Below are 18,823 nucleotides of genomic sequence, written 5' to 3' on the forward strand. Positions count from 1 at the left end.
GGATGATTTGGGCGGCGTGCAGGAACCCTGACTACGAGCTTCATTTGAGTCTCGACGATTGATTCGTGGCTGCTCATGGTGTTTGCCTCGGGGGCCATCGTCGATTGGGCGATCTGGCGGTCAGGTGGACCACCAGTCGGATGAAGCATTCCTAATGTGGCAAGCCGTCGGCGTCATCGACGGCTTCAGCAACCGAGCGGAGTAAGTCAAGAGCGAGCCAGGCGCCCAACCGACGGCTGATGAGAGATCAGGGTTCTGGACGAAACTTCGGCAGTTCGGGGCTCAAGTCCGCCTCACTTGGAGGCTGGCATGGGATGACGACCGCGTGGCGCATCAGTCAGAAGAAAAGTGGCTTCTGCGCCAAATGGCATTTGTTCCCATCTTCATGCGTCAGATGCGGCTCTACATCCTGCTCGCGGCGATCGTCCTGCTCGGCCACGTTTGCTTTTACGACAACCTGGCGTCCGTCGTCAAAATCTATGCCGGCCCGATCGACTCGCAGACAGGGAAGCTCGGCGCGAAGCTGGAGGAGATTCTAGGCTCGGCGTTCCCAGAAAAAGGAGCTGCTTCGAGAGTCCCTACTTTGATGGCGTCGCTCTTCGAGAGGAAAGGGTATCAGGGCGAGAAGCTCTGGTACCAGCTTCCCAAGTGGTTCGTCAATGTCGCTCAGAAGGATGAAGCTTCTGGCATGCCAAACGACTCCAGGCGCCCGCGAGCCGACGTCCGCACGACCGAGGCCCGCCTTCATAGGCTCGACGAGGATCCCAGTGCTTTGATCATCGTCCAGGATGGAATTCGACCCTCGGGCGCATCCAAGCTCGAGCGGCTCAACGTCCGGGCCATCGCCGATTTGTACGATTCGTATCTCTACGTCATCGTTGGGTCGACTGAGAACGGCGAGCCGAAGTTCAAGCAGATCGAAGATCTTCCACCCACGGCGAAGTTCCATGCCGGCCGTGGCGTCCAAAACGAGATAGCGTGCGAGATCCTCCGCACTTACGGAGTATTAAGCGACTGCAAAAAAGACGACGCGCGGCTCATCGAAATAGATCCCTACCCGCTGCGTGATCAACTCGACGACCTGAAGAGCGGGCGTCTCGACGTGGTGTTCCTGCTCACGTCGTCCGAGGATCTCCGCGCAGTTATGGATGAGGCAACGCCCATCGAACCGCACGAACTTCATCTACTGAACGTCGACTTGGCGCCGGCGATCGCCCAGGCGCTGCCTTACGCCGAGGTTACGACGCTGCCGTGGGGGGGCTTCCTGGTCGGAGGTGTGGGACGGAGGGGAACCGCTGAAACCACGACTCCTAATCACTCGTTGGGGATCACTACGGTGAAGACGCAGACGATCCTCGCGTGCTCAAGCAACATGGCCGACGGCGTCGTCGCCGCCATCCTCCACGGTCTCTACGATGATTTGCGCATGGGAGACGTCGTGAAGCTGCCGCCTCGTCCCCCCGCCGACCAGAAATTCTTCTACCCGATGCATGACGCCTCCTTCGCCTTCCATAAAGGAGGACCTCCGCCGGCGTTAAGCTCCTCACCGCTCATCATAGGTTCAATGGGGTTGATCATCGGCCAGATCGTCTACATCACGTCGCTGATGCGCGAGAAGAAGAGCCTCACGAGAAGCCGTCGAGTCGTCTCCCAGGTGAGGGCGCTGGTCGGCGCCATCGTCCTTGAGGACATCCGTCAACCTGGGGCGGCGTCCTTCCCGGATGCGATCACTCAGATCAATTCGCTGCACGATCTTGTGATCAGCGACTTCGCTCATGGGCGAATCAATAAAGACGCATGCGAGAAAATCAAAGAGTACTGCTCGCTCGGCGTGCGAGTTCTGGATCTCCACGATCGAGCCGTGAGAGACCTGGCCGAAGGAAAAATCGCTGAGGACTCTTATGCCAAAATCAAGGAATACTGCCTTGATTGCTTCGGCCGCTGAAGTCTCCTGCCGATCCACCTCCTGCAGGCTCGGAATGACGGAAACGTCGCTCTCATCCAGAGTCTCAGAGACCTTGCCTGGATGTCACAGGTAACTCAGCCAGGTCGATTCGCGGTGGAGGCGCTTGTATCGGTCGAACCACGCGCAGGGGAAGTACAGGATGACCAGCGCGACGAGCCACCATCCGTAGACGGCGGGGAGGCCGAACGACGACGAGAGGGGGGGCTGGACGGGGAAGGAGTCGACGAACAGCCAGCCGATCGGTTCCCCTCGCGCGAACGCCACGGCGACGGCCAGGCCGTGGATGACGTACCACTGGAGCAGGTAGTAGAACAGCGGCACCCGTCCCAGCGTCGCGAGCGGCTTTCCGATGGCTCCGATTCCCCCGTCGAACGCCGACAGCGCCACCAGCGCGGGGCCGAGCGTCATGAGCAGGTAGAGCAACGACGGCGGGTACTTCGTGCAGTTCACGAACGAAAGCACGGTCGTCAGCCCGTCCGCCTCAGACGGCCACGGGCGCGGATCGCCGTATACGTTTGATGTTCGCAGGGCCGCGAAAAGCCCGATCGCCGCCAGGCCGAACGTCAGGAGCACCGCCCGGCGTCGGCGAGGCTCCAGGCCGTAGACGCCACCGAGCCAGTAGCCGACCGCGACGACCGCGAACCACGGGATCAGCGGGTAGCCGATGAAGACGGTCATGCCTCCCGGCAGCTCGGTCATCCCCGGCCTCAGGAGGAAGTTCACGAGTGGCCGCAACAGTCCGCCGACGTCGGGAGGGACGAGGTCAAACAGGTTGTGGCAGGCGATGACGACCAGACCCAGGGCGCCCACGAACCGCGCCGGGACGCGGGCCGCCACGAAGGCCGAGAGCAGCACGAACGACCCGCCGATCGACCAGAGGACGATGCCGAGCAAGAGGCTCGGGTTGAGCCGGAACAACAGCCCGAATTTCTCGACCGTCTGCTCCAGGAAGATCAGCCAGAGCCCCCGCGTCAGCAGGAATCGCGCGAGCGCCCCGGAATCTAGACCCCGCTCCCCGGCGAGCCGGGCGCCCACTCCCGCGAGCAGGGCGAACGTCGGGGCGCAAAAATGCGTGACCCAGCGCGTGAAGAAAAGCCCCGCGCCGGCCTTGCTCAGGTCGGTCGGGCTGATCGATCCGTCCCCGAAGTAGTCCCGCGTGTGGTCGAGGACCATGACGACCATGACCAGCCCGCGCAGCAAGTCCACGCCTTCGAGCCTGGACCCGGTACGGACGCGCGGGACGTCGGAGATCGCTTGAGCCATCGAATCACCCGCACCAGAGTCAAGGCCCTGGGGAGCAGCCCCGCAAAGCCAGATCAGCAACATACTCGATGGAAACCGCCAAAGCCAACACTCAACCTGTGCGCCAATCAACCGTAGGGGATTCATTTGCGCAATGAGCAACCGGTTTCCGTGAAAAAAAGCATGAATCCGAAGTTACTCGCTGGCGGCTCGCTCCTGGTACTGGCATGCTATGGATGGCGCCAATCATCGCCGATTGGTGAACACTTCGCCGGAGAAGGCCATGCGAGAAGCGTTGCAGCAGTACGTCAAGCGCGTCCAGGAGCTTGCGGAGCACGTTCGTGGAAACGAGCAGGCGACGAAGCAAAGCCTGGTCGGGCCCTTGCTCACCCTCCTGGGCTACGACCTGACCGACCCGCGCGAATGCGTCCCCGAGTACCGGGTCGATTTCGGCGCGAATCGCTCGGTGAAGCCGATCGACTGGGCGTTCTTCCAGGCGACCCGGCCGATCTTCTTCGTCGAGGCCAAGGAAGTCGGCAAGCGGCTCGGCAGCTACGACGAGCAGCTCGCCGACTACTTCGCCAAGGCGCCCGAGGCGAGGCTGGGAATCCTGACCAACGGTGTCCAATGGCGGTTCTTCACGGACGTGGTGAACCCGAACATCATGGACAAGGAGCCGTTCGTCAAATGGGACGTCCTCACCGACGAGCAGCCGCCGTTCGACTTCCTGACGCTCATCCAGAAGGCGCAGTACAACACGCAGCTCATCCGGACGTTCGCCGAACGGAAGCGGGCGCAGAACCTGCTCGTGTCCGAGCTGAACCGCCTGCTCGAGCCCGCCAGTGAATTCGTCAAGCTCGCCATCGCCAACATCGAAACCCGCCGCATCAGCGACAAGGTCGTGGACGACTGGAAGCCGGTCCTCTCCAACGCGATCAACGAGTGGGCGCGACAGCGCACCCTTACCGCCGTGCTCGAAAACCCCGCCCGATCCGACAACCAGGCCGCCGCCGAGGGCTCGGAATCCAGCCGGATCGAAACGACCCAGGAGGAGCTGGCCGCATTCGAGATCGTCCGGCGACACCTCGGCCCCAGCCGCCCCGTCGCCTACGAAGACACGGTGTCGTACTTCAAGATCCACCTCGCCGAACGCTACACCTGGGTGATGTGCCGCCTCTACCTCGGCCGCAAGCGCCCGACCGTCTGGGTCCCCCTGCCATTGGACCAGGTCCAGCCCATGGCCCCCGGATTCGTCACCAACTCGCCCCAAGCCGGCTGGACCTGTATCACCCTCGCCGCCGCCAGCGAGATCGAGCGCCTCGGAGACGTCCTCCGCGCCACCTGGGATTCACAAAGGGCAATCCATTCCAAAGGCGACGACGGTACCGATCCAGATGCACCAGAAAGCCAGACTCAACCAAATTTAAGCACAGCCGAGTCAGTGAGTCAGGGCGAATAAAACCAAAGTCCGAGCCTGAGAACCCAGCAAGTCTTCTTCTGTATTAATCGACGATTACAGAATAGTTGATTACTCAAGCCGATTCCGTGGCGGCCCTTGCTTTAGAACACTATCATTGACCTTGGCGATGATCGTATATGCTCAAGCAAGCATTTGGCCGTAGCCCGCGGGCTCGTCTTAGAGGCTATCCCGTAATGATGTCCTGGTTTTTATGGTACTTGAACGGGATCGCCGGCCTTGAGCGATCGGGCTTCAAGAACTTGAGCATGCGATGAATAGAGCTGATGCGGATCATCGACTCGCTGCTCTCGGCGTGGTGCTCGTAATTCCGACTGTGTCGCCGATGCCGCCCCAGCCAGGCGAACGTCCGCTCCACCACCCAGCGCCTCGGCAGCTTCACAAACCCTTGGCTTCCCGGCGGCCGCTCCACGACCTCGATCCTGTACCCGGCCGAGGCCTCCGCCAGCCAGCCGTCGAGGTGGTGGTTGCGATACTTGCCGTCGCCCCAGACCAACGCCAACCGGCTTCGATGCTCGGCCGTCAGCCGCCCCAGCACCTGGGGGGCGTGCGTCCCGTCGTCGGCGGACGCCGCCGAGACCGCCACGACCAGCAGCAACCCCAGCGTATCCACGATGATATGTCGTTTCACGCCGGTCAGCTTCTTGCCGCCGTCGTAGCCCCGTTCGCCCCCTGTCTCGGTCCCCTTGACCGTCTGGCTGTCGATGCTCCCGGCGCTTGGGGACGGCTCCCGCCCGGCCGTCGTGCGGACCTGGCGGCGCAGGGCGTCCAGGATGAGTTGCCATGTGCCGTCGTCCCGCCACTGGGCGAAGTGGTTGTAGACGGTGCTCTTGGCCGGCAGGTCGTGCGGCAGCATATCCCACTGGCACCCCGAGCGGTTGAGGTAGAGGATGGCATTGAGCACCTCCCGCATGTCGTTGGTCCGGGGCCGTCCGACCTGGGGAACGGGGATCAAGGGCTCGACGATCGCCCACTGTTCGTCGGTCAGGTCGGACGGGTAGGGCTTACGCATCGAACGGTGCTCCTGCGGCGATGAATCCTGCGAACCTCCTGGGAGGACAAGAGTTTACGATCTTCTAGAATTACGGGATAGCCTCTTAGTTATTGGAGGAATCATGCCGCTTCACGAAAATAGCAGTCTTAGAACCTGGTCGGAAATCGAAAAACTGCTTCCTCCCCACGTTGATTACAACAGGCGTGGCATCCTAATAGGCAACGGGGCTAGCACGGCCATCTGGCACAAATTCCGCTATTCGACGCTCTTCTCGATCGCGTGTGATCCATCTAGGGAGTCTCACCTTGAGGGGTATGACCAGCGGGTGTTCGATCAGCTCGGTACTGTCAACTTCGAAGCTGTGCTATCCGCGATTGTCATGGCTGGTAAGGTTTGGAAAGTCTTCAACAAACCGCAGGAGGACATCGGGGATCTACGGAAGAGTTACTCAAGAATTAAGCACTGCCTCATCTCCGCTGTAAAGTCTGTTCACGCTCCCTACGACCAATTCGATGACGAACGAAAAAAAACAGTGTCCGAGGCCTTAAAGGAATTCGGTTACGTGTATTCGACAAATTACGACCTAATGCTCTACTGGGCTATGATGGACAATCCTCGCGCCTTCAAAGATTTCTTCTGGGTGAGTGACGATAAGGACGAACGCAACTGGTTCGACCTCGGCGACACTGACGAGTGGGACGACAAGACAACCAAGGTGTTCTACCTGCACGGCGGGCTTCATCTTCGCAAGGAGCCGCGAGGAACATTCAAGATCATCGGTGGCGAGGCGGGGAATTTGCTCAACCAATTCGACGTGCAGGGTGAGGCGATTCCATTGTTTATAAGTGAAGGGACTCACAAAGACAAGCACTCAGCGATCGTCAGGAACGAGTATTTATCGTTCGCGTATGAGAAATTCTCAAAGCATAGAGGCTCACTGGTAGTCTTCGGCCATGCGCTCAGCGAGCAGTACGACCAACACTTGGTCGAAGCGATGAAGAAATGGAGGCGATACGACCAGAAACGTCATCGCGGCAACACGATTCGACGAGTTATTGCATTTTCCATGGTTCCCTGGGAAGACGAGACTCAGATCATTGCCCAGAAGGTGAGGCTCCGCCGGGAGTTGGCGGATCACTATGAGCTCTATTTCTTCGACTCGACGACCCATCCGTTGGGAGCCGACAGCCTACGTGTCGCCGAAAAGATTCAGACAGGAGTGTGCTGATTGCATCTCTTTCTCGACTCGAACATCTGGCTCTCCTTTTATCACTATTCGAGCGATGAACTCGAGGAACTGCGGAAGCTGGGTGTTCTGATTGAACGGAAGCAAGTGACGCTTCATGTGCCCGATCAGGTACGGTTCGAGTTCCGCCGCAATCGAGAGGTGAAGTTCGCCGACGCGATCAGTAAGTTCAAGAAAGAGGGTTTGGACAAGGGGTTTCCTCAAATCTTCCATGCCTATGAGGAGGATTACAGGGTCCTGCGAGATGCAATCGACGCTTATGAGCAGGCGAAGGGACGCATCCTTCAGAAATTGGAGAGAGATTATCGACGGTGGAAGCTGAAGGCCGACGGCATTATCAGCGATTTGTTTGCGAAGGCCGAGAATGTAGCCGTCAGTGAGGTGGCCCTAGCAGCTGCCCGCATGCGTGTTATACGGGGCAACCCGCCCGGCAAAGACAACTCGCATGGCGATGCGATTAATTGGGAATGCTTATTGGAAGTCGTCCCATCGAAGGAGGATCTCTATATGATCGCCGAAGACAAGGATTTTCGCGAGAAAGGTAGTGACACTGCCTTCTCGCCATTCCTCGCATATGAATGGAAGCACGCAAAGGAAAGCGAGGTCCGATACTACCGCAGGCTCTCGACTTTCTTCAAAGAGAGGTATCCGCACATCCAGCTGGCAACCGAGTTGGAGAAGGAACTGCTTATCGATGAATTGAGCAAGAGTGGAACGTTCAAGACGACGCGCAGAGTTCTCAACAGCCTATCCAAATACAGTGACTTCACGAGTTCTCAGATCAATGAAATCGCTGAAGTCGCGACCAGGAACGAGCAGGTCTATTGGATTGGCAAGGATGCGGACATTAAGCTTCTGATGGGCAAATTGATCGGAGGGGCGCTGGATTGCTTGGATGCGGAGACTAAGGGAAAGTACGACGAATACTTCAGCACATCTTTAAAGGCGGGCTGAACTGTAACCAAGCCGAGAGCGCGAGGGATGGAGACGAAGATCATGTTGAGTCACCGTTGTAATATCCTCCGACCCCATTGATTTGGTTAGCCTGGTATTAGGACTATTCCTAAATGCGTGTGGCGATTGAGTATTCCATGTGCTTGTACCCCGGTTTGCGGTAAATCGTCACGGGGTTCTCATCTGAGGGCATACCCTCACCCGTGGTCAACTGCGCTCGCAGTGCCTGGCCAAATCGCGAAGCACTTCCAGCCCGCGCTTCAGGGTGTCGTCACCAACCGCGTAGGAGATGCGGAAGTGGGTGTCGCGGCGGGAGAAGACGTTGCCGGGGATGATGAGGAGTTCGCGGCGGATGGCTTCGGCGACGAATTCGGACGCGGTTCCCCAGGGGGCGCGGGGGAAGGCGTAGAAGGCGCCTTCGGGGTAGGGGAGGTCGTAACCTTCGGACAGGGCGGCGACGACGAGGTCGCGCTTGCGGCGGTAGGCTTCGACGTGCGGGGTTAAATCCTGATCGAGCGCCTTGACGCCGGCGTGCTGGAACGGCGTGGGGGCGCAGACGAAGCTGAACTGCTGGAGCTTGGCCATCTCCTGGATCAGCCGGGTCGGGCCGTGGGCGAAGCCCAACCGCCAGCCGGTCATGCCGTACGACTTGCTGAAGGCGTCGACGACCAGCACGTCCTCGTTCCACTCGGCCGGCGTCGAGAACGGCCGGTCGAAGCAGAAGGCCCGGTACACCTCGTCGCTGATCAGCAGGACGTTCTTCTCCTTGCAGAGCAGGGCGAGCTTTTGCATTTCCTCGGCCGTGGCGACGACGCCCGTCGGGTTCACCGGGCTGTTGACGATCACCGCCTTGGTCTTCGGCGTGATCGCCTGGGCGACGTCCTCGGCCCGGATGCGGAAGTCGGGGTAGGTGTCGATCAACACCGTCTTGCCGCCGACCAGCGTCACCTGGTGGTTGTACATAACGAAGTACGGATCGAAGACGATCACCTCGTCGCCGGGGTCGACCACGGCGCTGACGGCCAGCAGCAGGCCGCCGGCGGTCCCCGAGGTCACCATCACCTGGCGGTCGGCGTGGTGGAACGTGGCGTCGACGGCCTCCTGGATCTTCGACCGCAGCTCGGGGACCCCCTGGGTGACCGAGTACTGGTTGCGGCCCGCGCGGATGGCCTCGTAGGCGGCTTCCTTGACGGGGTCGGCGACGTCGAAGTCGGGCAGCCCGATCGAGAAGTTGATCGGGTTCTTCATCGCCTTGGCCATCTCGAAGGCCTTGCGGATGCCCGAAGCGTCGATCCGCGACATCCGTTCGGCGATCCAGCGGTCGTCCACGATCCGATTCCTTTGCGTCGTCGGCCTGGTCGGCCGGTATGATTCGTATGAGTATCAGTATCAGTACGTGATGAGGCTGAAGACTTCGGAGGGTTCGAGCTTGGCGCGTCCGCCCAGGAACGACAGCTCGATGATGAAGGCGCAGGCGATCAGCTCGGCGCCGGTCGAGTTCACCAGATCGCAGCAGGCGCGCATGGTGCCGCCGGTGGCCAGCACGTCGTCGATCAGGAGGACGCGGCGGCCGGGCGCGAGGGCGTCGGAGTGGATTTCGAGCCGATCGTTGCCGTATTCGAGCGCGTATTCCTGGGCGATCGTGGCGTAGGGGAGCTTGCCCGGTTTGCGGATCGGCACGAAGCCGGCGTTCATCCGGACGGCCAGCGGCGCGCCGAAGATGAACCCGCGCGCCTCGGCCGCGGCGATGACGTCGACCCCCCGGTCGCGGAACTGCTCTTCAAGCTGGTCGATCGAGGTCCGGAAGGCGTCCGGATTGCTCAAAAGCGGCGTGATGTCCTTGAACAGGACGCCCGGCTTGGGGAAATCGGGGATGTCGCGGATCCAGTCGCGGACGTCGATAGACGCGGACGCTGACATGAGCAAGGAACTCCAGGGAACGAGCGGCGAACCACCCCGACGGGCTCGGAGCGTCCACTATGAATCATGATACGCCGCGTGTCCAGTCGATGAACGGTCGGCGTTACTCCTCCTCGTGGAACTCGCACGCCGCTTCGGTCGACGCCTTGACCAGATACATGAACTGGTCGCCCGCCTCCGGCCAGTCGCGGCTGTTCCCCAAGCTGTCGAGCCAGGCGTTGATTTCGTCCTCGCGCCGGCCGACGACCCTCGCGAACTCCCGGCGGCGGTCGTCGTCCAGCATGTGCGTCGCCGTTGTTTCGATGGTCGATCTTGCGCGTCGGCACCTCACTTCGGGGAGGTCGGCACGGCGAAGCTCAGGTGATGGGCCAGGTGGATGAGCTGCAACCTGTCCCATTCCGCCTTGGTCAGCGGGCCGAACAGGCGGTGGGGGATCACCGGGCCCGCCGAGGCCCGGTAATGGGCGATGGCCTGCCGGAGCCCCTCGGCCTCCTCGCGTGCGTCGAGCGTTTCCAAGGGCATGATTTCCGGCGGCCCGGGCAAGCCTTCGGGGATGGCACCCGATTCAAGCACCTGCCGTTTCTTATCCTCGCCGACCCATTGCGACGGATCGCTGGGGGTTGAGGCGGGCATGTCGACCACGCGGCGGGCGACGGTGGCCAGGTGGCGGCAAATCTGGGCCAGCGACCAGGCGCCGACCGTCGTGTGGCCTTCCAGCAGCCGCTCGACGTCGGGCATGACTTCGTCAAGGCTTCCGTAACGGATGGTTCTTCGTCCCGGGGTCATGGAGAGGTCCTCTCAGGCGGGCAGCCGTTCAACGGGGTGTAGGGACTGGCGCGACTTTGTCGGGCCGGTTGCACGGCGGCCGGCATCCGTCAGGAAGCGGACAGAGCGTCGGATTGGACTTCGGCGCACAGGCGGTCGAGGTTTTGCTCGTTCGCGGTTTCGACGATGTGGCGAATCGCATTGGCGACGGAATCGTCGTCAAACGCCTGTTCCCATGCCAAGAGCGTGCCGGCAGGATGTTCTTGCAAGGTGATCGTGAGTTGAAAATGCGGCTGGCAGACGTGCCGAATGACGATTTCGCTGTTCGGGACGATTGAGACGAACATGGATTCGTTGGGATAAGTCTTTCCATCGGGGCCGTGCATGGAAAAGACCCACTTGCCGCCCGGTTGGAACTCAAAGGTCTCGAATGTGTTGGTGAAACCATGGGGGCCCCACCATCTTGCGAGGCGATCGGGATTCTGAAAAGCGGCGAAGACGGAGGACGGGCTGGCAGGGATCGCTCGCTTCGTCGAGAAAGTCGTCATCCAGGGCTCCTTGAAGGCTGCTTTTGGACGAGCAACGCGCGATTATACCACCAAAGGCGTCGCCGACGCATCCGGTCGCTCGGCGCTTCATCCCACGCCTCGCGCCGACTCGGCGAGCGCCTTGTGCCCCTCTGGCAACGGGACTAACCTGTTCTGAAGGATCGCGAGGCGGGGAATCCACTGAATTCAAAAACGACGCCGGAGGCTCGCGGACATGCCGAGCCGTGTCGACGCGTTTTCCAATGTCGCCAGGGAGGACCTGGCCGCCGCGACGACCGCTCGGAACGATTTCATCCTCCCTTCTCTCGACAAGGATCCGGCCCATGCGAACGTTCATTCCGACCGCGGTGCTCTGCGTGTGCATGCTCGGCTACCAGGCCGCGCGGTCGCAGCAGGCCACCGCCCCGAAGGCCGACACCGCGGCCCAGGTCGCCGCCTCGACCTATGAGCACCTCGCCACGGCGATCATCGCGATCGAGGCGACGGAGGACGAGCTGGTCAAGAGCGTCTTGATCGGCTACCACAGCGCGGCCCAGGGACACCTGAAAGCCGCCGCCCGCGACGCCCAGGGGCGCGTCGGGCACCTGGAGGCGTCGGCCGCCGAGGTCACGAACATCGGCAACGAAGGCGACAAGCGAATTCAGGCGGTCCGCCAGCGCCTGGCCAAGGCCGGCCACACGCACAACACCGACGTCGAGACCAAGTCGGACTACCTGTTCGTCACCAATAAGGAGAAGAAGGGGCTTCTCGACCTGGCGTCCAAGATCGGCCGCGCGGGCGCGAACGCGACGGTCGGCGAGCTGGACGAGCTAGGCGCCGAACTCGCCCGCCGCTTCGAAGCCGCGATCGCCCCCGAGTAAGCCGACCGGCCCCGCCGCCGGGATGAGGAACCGCTCATGCTCCGTTTGCGATTGATCCTGGCGGCGGCCTTATCGTCCGCGCTTCTCTCATGCACCAAGCCCAACGCCCCGATCGAACCGGTCCCGCGATCGGTTCTGGATGCGCCGCCGCCCGCCCCGCCGGGACCGGTCATTCCTCAGTTCGTCGACGTCGCCGAGAGCGCCGGGCTCAAGAGAGTTCTTTATTGCGGCGGCCCCGACAAGGACCACATTCTTGAGTCGGTCGGTACGGGGGGCGCGTTCATCGACTACGACGGTGACGGCCGGCTGGACGTCTACCTCGTCAACGCCTGGGCCCTCGACGAGCAGCCGTCGCGGGTTCGGCTCAAGGGGCGCAACGCCCTTTATCGCAATAAGGGCGACGGCACGTTCGAGGACGTGACCGACAAGGCCGGGGTTTGCGACGAGAGCTGGGGCTGCGGCGTCTCGGCGGCCGATTACGACGGCGACGGCCGGGTCGACCTTTACGTGACCAACTTCGGCCCCAACCGCCTGTACCGCAATCGCGGCGACGGCACGTTCGAGCAGGTCGCGGAGAAGGCCGGCGTCGCCGATCCGGGCTGGGGCGCGGGGTCGGCCTTCTTCGATTCCGACGGCGACGGCGACCTCGATCTGTACGTCGCCAACTACATCGACGCGACCATGGACGACGTCCTCTCGGCCCGCCGCACCACCGTCTGGCGCGAGAAGGTGAAGGTGCTTTCCGGCCCGTTCGGCATGCGAGGCGGCCGCGACCGCTTCTACCGCAACAACGGCGACGGCACGTTCCGCGACGCGACCGATGAGGCCGGGATGACCGACACGGCCGAATCGTACGGCCTCGGCGTGCTCGCCTCCGACCTCGATTTCGACGGCGACGTCGACGTCTTCGTCGCCAACGATTCGAACCCCAATTTCCTCTATCGCAACAACGGCGACGGCACGTTCACCGAGATCGGCGCGTGGAGCGGCGCCGGCGTCAACGGCAACGGCGTGGCGCAGGCCGGCATGGGCGTCGACGCGGCCGATTTCGACGGCGACGGCCGCCCCGACGTCCTCGTTACCACGTTCGCCCAGGATTCGGCCTCGATCTACCACAACGACGGCGACCTCGCCTTCCGCGACGTTTCGGCCTCCATCGGCCTCAAGGCAATCACCTACCAGGCCCTGAAATGGGGATGCGCCTTCTTCGACGCCGACCACGACGCCGACGTCGACGTCGTCATCGCCAACGGCCACATCTACCCCCAGGTCGACCAGGCCCCGGAGTTGAACGAGTCGTATCGCCAGCTCCCCTTCCTGCTCCGCAACGACAAGGGCCGACTCACCGACGTCTCGCGCGACGCCGGCCCCGGGATGCAGATCGCGGTCTCCGGCCGCGGGCTCGCAGTCGGCGATTACGACGACGACGGCGATCTCGACCTCCTCGTCACCGCGATGGACGCGCCGCCGCTCCTCCTCCGCAACGACACCCCCCGATCGGGACACTGGCTGAAGCTGCGCCTGCTCAACCGCCACGGCAGCCCCGCCATCGGAACCCGAGCGATATTCACGGCCGGCGGCAAGGCCCAGCATCGGGAAATCCGCAGCGGCTCATCCCACCAATCGCAGAACGCCCTGGAACTCCACTGCGGCCTCGGCCCTTCCGCGACCGTCGACCACGTCGAAATCGTCTGGCCCGGCGGCCGCAAGACGGTCCTCGATCACGTCGAAGCGGACCGAACGGTCACGGTTCGTGAGCCTTGATCATCGCTGCTGGGATCAATTCATAGCCGCAGCCATCCGCCAGGACGGCGTGGTTTACACGCTCCCTATCCTCTGGGGATGAATCCGGGAACGCCGGTCTCCACTACGGAATTAAACCTGACCCGCGACTTGATTCCTTCGCTGATCTCCTGCACGGCTTCTTCAGGAAGGGTGGAGACTTCAAAGTTCTCCTTGATCCGACTGGGGGTCTTCGAGGTGGTCAGCAGGGCCGTCCCGCGCTGGATGGCCCAGGCGAGCAGCACCTGCGCCGGGGTCTTGTCGACTCGCTTGGCGATAGCGGTGATGACCGGATCTTCCAGCAAATTGGGCTTGCTGCTATGCCCCAGCGCCGCGAACGCTTGCAACACGACGCCGTTCTGCCTGCAATAGTCCAAGAGGTCCCATTGCGGGAGATATGGATGGGATTCGACGTGAACGACTGCAGGCTTGATCCTCCCCGCTTCAAAGATCTCTTTCGTCTGGGCCAGGCTGACGTCGGACAATCCGATGGCCTTGCATCTGCCCTCGTCCACCAGCCCCTCCAACGCCCTCCATGTGTCTAGCAATGTCACGCCTTTGTCATAAATCACATCGCCGTTCGCGTCCCTCGGGTCCTGCTCGTCTCCGGGTTGGAAAGCAAAGGGCGTGTGGATGAGATAGAGATCGACATAGTCGAGTTGGAGTCTTCTCAGACTGGCCTCGAAGGCGGGTTTGACGCGTTCAGGGCGGTGATTGTTGTTCCATAGCTTCGTGGCGATGAACACTTCCTCCCGCTTGATCTTCCCCGCCTTGAACACCTCCTGGATCGCTTCGCCGACCTCCTTTTCATTCCGGTAGCGTTCCGAAGCGTCGAGCTGGCGAAATCCCGCCTCCAGCGCCGCCTTGGTCGCGGTTTTGGTTGCCACGGGGTCGGGAATCAGCGTGCCGAAGCCGAGGGCGGGGATGGCGCCGGATCCATTGTTGAGGGCCATCCTCGTAAAGCGAAGGTCGTCGCTCTCTACCATTGGTTCACCCCTCCGAATATCATTCCGCCGCCGTCTCGTCAGTGACTGGGGTCGAGTGAGGCCGCCGACTTCAGTACGGAAAGAGTGGCAGGGACGATCGGTTCAGCGATTCACCACGCTCATGTCCTCGTACCGTTCCCCGCTGGCCGCGCCTTTCGGCGCCGCCTCGTCGATCCGTTCCAGGTCCTCGCGCGTCAGGGCGATCCCGAGCGCGGCCACGTTCTCCTCCAGGTTCTTGCGGCGCTTGGTGCCCGGGATGGGAACGACGCCCTCCTGGGCCAAAAGCCACGCGAGGGCCAACTGGGCCGGCGTCACCTGCTTCGTGGCGGCGATCTCCTTCACCCGATCCACGAGCTCCAGGTTCTTCTGGAAGTTTTCTCCCTGGAATCGCGGCCTGTGGCGCCGCCAGTCGTTTTCCGGCAGGTCCTCGAAGCGGCGCAACTGGCCGGTGAGGAAGCCGCGGCCGAGCGGGCTGTACGCGACGAAGCCGATGCCCAATTCCCGGACGGTAGGAAGCACCTCGTCCTCGGGGTCGCGGCTCCACAGCGAATACTCGGTCTGCAGGGCGGAGATCGGGTGTACGGCATGCGCGCGACGTATGGTCGCGGCTGCGGCCTCGCACAGGCCGATGTACCGCACCTTCCCCTGTCGCACCAACTCCGCCATCGCGCCGACGGTCTCCTCGATGGGGACGGCTGGATCGACGCGGTGCAAGTAGTAGAGGTCGATGTGATCGACCCCCAAGCGCTGGAGCGAGCCGTCGCAGGCCTCGCGCACGTGCTCCGGCCGGCCGTCGATGCTCCCTCCCCCCCTACCATCCGTGCCGCCCACGAAGCCGAACTTCGTGGCCACGCTCACCTGGTCGCGACGGTCGCGGATCGCCCTGCCGACCAGCTCCTCGTTTGTGTATGGACCGTAGGCGTCCGACGTGTCGAAGAGATTAATCCCCAGTTCCAGGGCCCGGTGGATGGTCGCGATGGATTCGGCTTCGTCGGCGGGCCCGTAGGCGTCGCTCATTCCCATGCAGCCGAGTCCCAGCGCGGAGACGATCAATCCCTGCTTGCCGAGTCGTCGCGACTCCATGTGCTTCCTCCTCGTGTCGAGTGGCCTCTTTCGCCGGAAATTCCTGGCTGAGCGTCGACCTCGTCGTCCGGGGCCACGCCCCGTCTTTCTGAACGAACATTAATCAACGTCCGCCTCGTGTGCAAATAGAAACCGGCGAGACCGGGGCGGTCGGGCGGTCGGCAAGACCGCTTCGCCCCGGATGGCCGAAGCGCCGCCTGCTTCAGGAAGAGGACCTCGGACTGGGTGTCGACGCTGCTTTGATCGTCGATCTCCCGCGGCTCGAAGCTGATGGCCTGGAGGCCGCAAACGACCCTCGTTCAAGTCGAAGCGGATCGAACGATCACGGTTCGTGAACCCTGACCGTCCCTGTTCGGATCAGCTCAGAGGGCTCGGTTCGTCACGGTCTCAAGTATCCGCTGCTCACGCTCCTGGAGCTGGTCGCCCAGCCAGTCCAGCGAGCTGCGGTAGAGGAGGAGGGCCGCCGCGCACTGGGCCAGAGACAGGAGCAGACATACGGGCACGCGTCCGGCCAGACCGAACACGTTCAACACCGATTCGGCGGCCAGGGGGATCAGCGTCAGCGACTGGCAGAGGGGGAAGACGAGGAGGAACATCGCGACCTGAAGCAGCACGGTGGTCACCTTCGGGTTGGCGGGCTTCAAGGTGCCCGGGGCGAGGTAGACCGGCACGTAGATCGAGAACAGGTTGGCCATGAAGCAGAACATCAGATACATCGAGATGAACTGCGGGATCATCGACAGGGCGTGATCGAGCCGCATCGGGCGGAGGATCTGCACGGCGGTCAGCATGATCGCCGTGAGTACGACGGCCACCGGGGCGATCGCCAGGTTCTTGCCCAGGAGGATGTCCCGCCGGGGCGCGGCGCACAGCACGAAAACGCGGAAGCCGTCCCGGTCGATGCCGAACTGATTGACCATGAGCTGCGCCATTCCGAAGAGCACGCAGGCGATCGCCGCGACGCCGAGCAGCGGACTGGACAGCTCCGGCATGCCCTGGCGTCCATTGAGCAGCATCGAGCCGAACACCCCGCCCATGATCAGCGGGGAGAGCAGCGACATCTTCGCCTCGGGCGACCGCAGCAACGACCGGAACCCGCCCAGCGCGATGGCCGAAGCCGGCTCCGAGAGGCCGGGGAGAGTCAGTTCGAGCAACCGGTTTCCGGGCTTTCCGACAGGCGACGCCGGCTTCACCGGCGCCCGGCTCTTGCGACTCGAAGCCTGCCCCTGATACTGGCGGACCGTCGAGCGATACGCCCGCCAGAGGCTCCCCGCGCCGATCAGCGACATGCCCGCCAGGCCGAGGAGGGAAGGCGCGATTCGGCCCTCCGCCGCGGATTTGACGCCCAGCGCCAGCCATCCCACGGGCAGCGCCGTGTTGGCGATGCCGACGATCCTCGCGATTTGCTGCGGTCCCTCGGCGGACAGCCGCTGAGTCTCGTTCTTGAAGGTGTCGAGAGCCTCTTCGCTTCGCCGCTTGAACTCCTCGATGCTGATCTCTCCCGCCTCGAGAGACTTCCCCAGCGAGGCCTGCTCCGCCTGCATCTGCGCTATCGACCGGGAGGACTCCCGCAGAGTCATGCGAGACATACGCGGGATGTAGAGGTTCAGCAGGTTCGGCAACTGGAAGATGAGCACGAAGACCATCGTCGCCGCCACCACCACGGTCCGGCGGCGGCGGGGATTGCTCACGAGCGATGCCAGCCATCCCTGGAACAGATACGTCGGCGCCGTGACCATCAGCAGGAAGGCCGCCAGCGCCGGGACGACCGGCAATTGCGACACGCCCTTGACGTAAACAAGGGCCAGCGCGTACCCGGCCATCGCGGGGACGAAAACGACGATGGTCAAGCGGAGCAGCGAGCTGAGGTAGTTGATCAAGAACGCCGCGTTGACCGAGACCGGCAGGTGGAGGAATTTCGAGAGCGGCAGGTCCTCGTTCCGCTGCAACTCGACGAGCACTCCGATCGCCCAGAAGCTCAGGAATCCGACGATCAGCCCGTCCCAAACGTACATGAGCTGGTCCGGCGTGGCCTTCGGGATCGCATACAAACCGAGCGCGAAGGAGCCGATGAACAGGGGGACGGCCATGACGAGGGTCAGGACGACGACGGCGGCCATCAGGACTGCGTTGAGCTTGCCCGCGCGTCGCCAATGGTTGGCGGTCAGCCGCCAGCGCAGCCAGACGAAGGCCTGGAAATGACGCCAGTTCACGACGACACCCCCTCAAGCCAGTCGAGCTTGCGGGTCGCGACTTGGTCCGCCCCCGCCGCCTTCAGGAAGCACTCTTCCAGAGTCGCCCCCTGACGGAGGTCGTTCAGCGACGATTGCTCGACCAGCCGCCCCTTCACGATGATGCCGACGTGGGTGCAGAGCCGCTCGACGATCTCCAGCACGTGCGACGTCAGGAAGACCGTCGACCCTCGCGCCACGAACCCGGCGAGCAGGTCGCGAATGACGCTGGAGGTCACCGCGTCGACCCCCTCGAACGGCTCGTCGAGGAACAGCAGGTCGGGGTTCGGCAGCAGCGCCGCGGCCATCGCCAGCTTCTTCTTCATGCCGTGCGAGTACTCCAGCGTGAGCTTCTTCTCCTCGCCTTGGAGGTCCAGGACGGAGAGGAGTTCGTCGCTGCGGTTCCGGATGGTCTCCTTCGGCATCAAGTGGATGCGTCCGACGAAGGTGAGGTATTCCCGGGCGGTCAGATTGTCGAACAACGCCAGGTCTTCCGGGATGACCCCCACGCGACGCTTCGCCTCCAACGCCTGGCGCGAGTCGAGCATGTCGCGGCCCAACACGCTCATCCGGCCGCCGGAAGGGGCGAGCAGCCCCGTGAGCATCTTGATCGTGGTCGACTTCCCCGCGCCGTTGGGCCCCAGGAACCCGTAAACGGTCCCACGTTCGACGGCCAGATCGATGCCGTCCACCGCGCGGAAGTCGTTGAAGTAACGCGTCAGCTCGTGCGTCTCGATCGCCAGGGTCATCGACGTCTCTCGCCGGAAGA

Annotated in this window: 17 protein-coding genes; 6 read left to right on the plus strand and 11 right to left on the minus strand. The window is 62.7% G+C overall.

The features are described 5' to 3' along the window. The first annotated feature begins 325 nt into the window (after positions 1-325). On the plus strand, positions 326-1,945 hold the full coding sequence (locus BSF38_RS19605) for a TAXI family TRAP transporter solute-binding subunit (RefSeq protein ID WP_076348459.1): 1,620 nt from the start codon (positions 326-328) through the stop codon (positions 1,943-1,945). Between the two features lie 84 nt (positions 1,946-2,029). On the opposite strand, the gene BSF38_RS19610 is transcribed toward BSF38_RS19605, so the two are convergent. Then, positions 2,030-3,229 carry an acetyltransferase domain-containing protein gene (locus BSF38_RS19610; protein ID WP_237170527.1) on the minus strand — a complete coding sequence of 400 codons (1,200 nt, stop codon included), beginning with the start codon at positions 3,227-3,229 and terminating at the stop codon, positions 2,030-2,032. A gap of 262 nt (positions 3,230-3,491) precedes the next feature. On the opposite strand from BSF38_RS19610, the gene BSF38_RS19615 reads away from it, so the two are divergent. Next, positions 3,492-4,667 (plus strand): type I restriction enzyme HsdR N-terminal domain-containing protein, encoded by a 1,176-nt coding sequence (locus tag BSF38_RS19615; RefSeq protein WP_145952241.1) that lies wholly within the window; start codon positions 3,492-3,494, stop codon positions 4,665-4,667. 184 nt (positions 4,668-4,851) lie between these two features. Here the strand turns inward: BSF38_RS19615 and BSF38_RS19620 are convergent, their stop codons facing one another. Further along, positions 4,852-5,697 (minus strand): IS5 family transposase, encoded by an 846-nt coding sequence (locus BSF38_RS19620; RefSeq protein WP_076342952.1) that lies wholly within the window; start codon positions 5,695-5,697, stop codon positions 4,852-4,854. A 103-nt stretch (positions 5,698-5,800) separates the two neighbouring features. On the opposite strand from BSF38_RS19620, the gene BSF38_RS19625 reads away from it, so the two are divergent. Next, positions 5,801-6,907, plus strand: a complete 1,107-nt coding sequence (locus BSF38_RS19625) for a DUF4917 family protein (protein WP_076348465.1) — start codon at positions 5,801-5,803, stop codon at positions 6,905-6,907. Then, entirely contained in the window at positions 6,908-7,879 is a 972-nt protein-coding gene (locus tag BSF38_RS19630; RefSeq protein ID WP_076348467.1) for a PIN domain-containing protein, read from the plus strand. A gap of 207 nt (positions 7,880-8,086) precedes the next feature. On the opposite strand, the gene BSF38_RS19635 is transcribed toward BSF38_RS19630, so the two are convergent. The 5 genes from BSF38_RS19635 to BSF38_RS19655 form a co-directional block, all read right to left on the minus strand. Continuing rightward, a complete protein-coding gene (locus tag BSF38_RS19635) occupies positions 8,087-9,208 on the minus strand; it encodes a pyridoxal phosphate-dependent aminotransferase (protein WP_076348469.1) in 1,122 nt (373 codons plus the stop codon). 60 nt (positions 9,209-9,268) lie between these two features. Beyond that, on the minus strand, positions 9,269-9,799 hold the full coding sequence (locus BSF38_RS19640; protein ID WP_076348471.1) for an adenine phosphoribosyltransferase: 531 nt from the start codon (positions 9,797-9,799) through the stop codon (positions 9,269-9,271). A gap of 103 nt (positions 9,800-9,902) precedes the next feature. Then, positions 9,903-10,082 carry a hypothetical protein gene (locus BSF38_RS19645; protein WP_076348473.1) on the minus strand — a complete coding sequence of 60 codons (180 nt, stop codon included), beginning with the start codon at positions 10,080-10,082 and terminating at the stop codon, positions 9,903-9,905. A 44-nt stretch (positions 10,083-10,126) separates the two neighbouring features. After that, entirely contained in the window at positions 10,127-10,585 is a 459-nt protein-coding gene (locus BSF38_RS19650; RefSeq protein WP_076348475.1) for a DUF1569 domain-containing protein, read from the minus strand. Positions 10,586-10,674: 89 nt separating this feature from the next. Further along, entirely contained in the window at positions 10,675-11,112 is a 438-nt protein-coding gene (locus BSF38_RS19655) for an SRPBCC family protein (protein ID WP_076348477.1), read from the minus strand. Between the two features lie 323 nt (positions 11,113-11,435). Between BSF38_RS19655 and BSF38_RS19660 the strand changes: the two genes are divergently transcribed. Continuing rightward, positions 11,436-11,972, plus strand: coding sequence for an LUC7 domain-containing protein (locus BSF38_RS19660; protein ID WP_076348479.1), 537 nt, complete (start codon positions 11,436-11,438; stop codon positions 11,970-11,972). A gap of 36 nt (positions 11,973-12,008) precedes the next feature. Beyond that, positions 12,009-13,736, plus strand: coding sequence for a CRTAC1 family protein (locus BSF38_RS19665; RefSeq protein ID WP_076348481.1), 1,728 nt, complete (start codon positions 12,009-12,011; stop codon positions 13,734-13,736). Between the two features lie 65 nt (positions 13,737-13,801). On the opposite strand, the gene BSF38_RS19670 is transcribed toward BSF38_RS19665, so the two are convergent. From BSF38_RS19670 to BSF38_RS19685, 4 genes are all read right to left on the minus strand, one after another. Further along, positions 13,802-14,740 carry an aldo/keto reductase gene (locus BSF38_RS19670; protein ID WP_076348483.1) on the minus strand — a complete coding sequence of 313 codons (939 nt, stop codon included), beginning with the start codon at positions 14,738-14,740 and terminating at the stop codon, positions 13,802-13,804. Between the two features lie 102 nt (positions 14,741-14,842). Further along, the gene (locus BSF38_RS19675) at positions 14,843-15,823 is read right to left on the minus strand and encodes an aldo/keto reductase (protein ID WP_076348485.1); all 981 of its coding nucleotides are present in this window, start codon (positions 15,821-15,823) and stop codon (positions 14,843-14,845) included. A gap of 362 nt (positions 15,824-16,185) precedes the next feature. After that, on the minus strand, positions 16,186-18,036 hold the full coding sequence (locus BSF38_RS19680) for a gas vesicle protein GvpG (RefSeq protein WP_076348487.1): 1,851 nt from the start codon (positions 18,034-18,036) through the stop codon (positions 16,186-16,188). Beyond that, complete coding sequence (locus BSF38_RS19685; protein WP_076348489.1) at positions 18,033-18,803, minus strand: ABC transporter ATP-binding protein; 771 nt, start codon at positions 18,801-18,803, stop codon at positions 18,033-18,035. Before BSF38_RS19685 ends, BSF38_RS19680 begins: the two co-directional genes overlap by 4 nt. Between the last annotated feature and the right edge of the window lie 20 nt (positions 18,804-18,823).

Source organism: Paludisphaera borealis, assembly GCF_001956985.1.
Taxonomy (GTDB): Bacteria; Planctomycetota; Planctomycetia; order Isosphaerales; family Isosphaeraceae; genus Paludisphaera; species Paludisphaera borealis.

Bases quoted from the DNA above. Each gene is read 5' to 3' on its own strand.
- BSF38_RS19610 (WP_237170527.1), bottom strand. From the start codon at position 3,229: ATGGCTCAAGCGATCTCCGACGTCCCGCGCGTCCGTACCGGGTCCAGG.
- BSF38_RS19615 (WP_145952241.1), top strand. From the start codon at position 3,492: ATGCGAGAAGCGTTGCAGCAGTACGTCAAGCGCGTCCAGGAGCTTGCG.
- BSF38_RS19620 (WP_076342952.1), bottom strand. From the start codon at position 5,697: ATGCGTAAGCCCTACCCGTCCGACCTGACCGACGAACAGTGGGCGATC.
- BSF38_RS19625 (WP_076348465.1), top strand. From the start codon at position 5,801: ATGCCGCTTCACGAAAATAGCAGTCTTAGAACCTGGTCGGAAATCGAA.
- BSF38_RS19640 (WP_076348471.1), bottom strand. From the start codon at position 9,799: ATGTCAGCGTCCGCGTCTATCGACGTCCGCGACTGGATCCGCGACATC.
- BSF38_RS19645 (WP_076348473.1), bottom strand. From the start codon at position 10,082: ATGCTGGACGACGACCGCCGCCGGGAGTTCGCGAGGGTCGTCGGCCGG.
- BSF38_RS19650 (WP_076348475.1), bottom strand. From the start codon at position 10,585: ATGACCCCGGGACGAAGAACCATCCGTTACGGAAGCCTTGACGAAGTC.
- BSF38_RS19655 (WP_076348477.1), bottom strand. From the start codon at position 11,112: ATGACGACTTTCTCGACGAAGCGAGCGATCCCTGCCAGCCCGTCCTCC.
- BSF38_RS19660 (WP_076348479.1), top strand. From the start codon at position 11,436: ATGCGAACGTTCATTCCGACCGCGGTGCTCTGCGTGTGCATGCTCGGC.
- BSF38_RS19665 (WP_076348481.1), top strand. From the start codon at position 12,009: ATGCTCCGTTTGCGATTGATCCTGGCGGCGGCCTTATCGTCCGCGCTT.
- BSF38_RS19670 (WP_076348483.1), bottom strand. From the start codon at position 14,740: ATGGTAGAGAGCGACGACCTTCGCTTTACGAGGATGGCCCTCAACAAT.
- BSF38_RS19675 (WP_076348485.1), bottom strand. From the start codon at position 15,823: ATGGAGTCGCGACGACTCGGCAAGCAGGGATTGATCGTCTCCGCGCTG.
- BSF38_RS19685 (WP_076348489.1), bottom strand. From the start codon at position 18,803: ATGACCCTGGCGATCGAGACGCACGAGCTGACGCGTTACTTCAACGAC.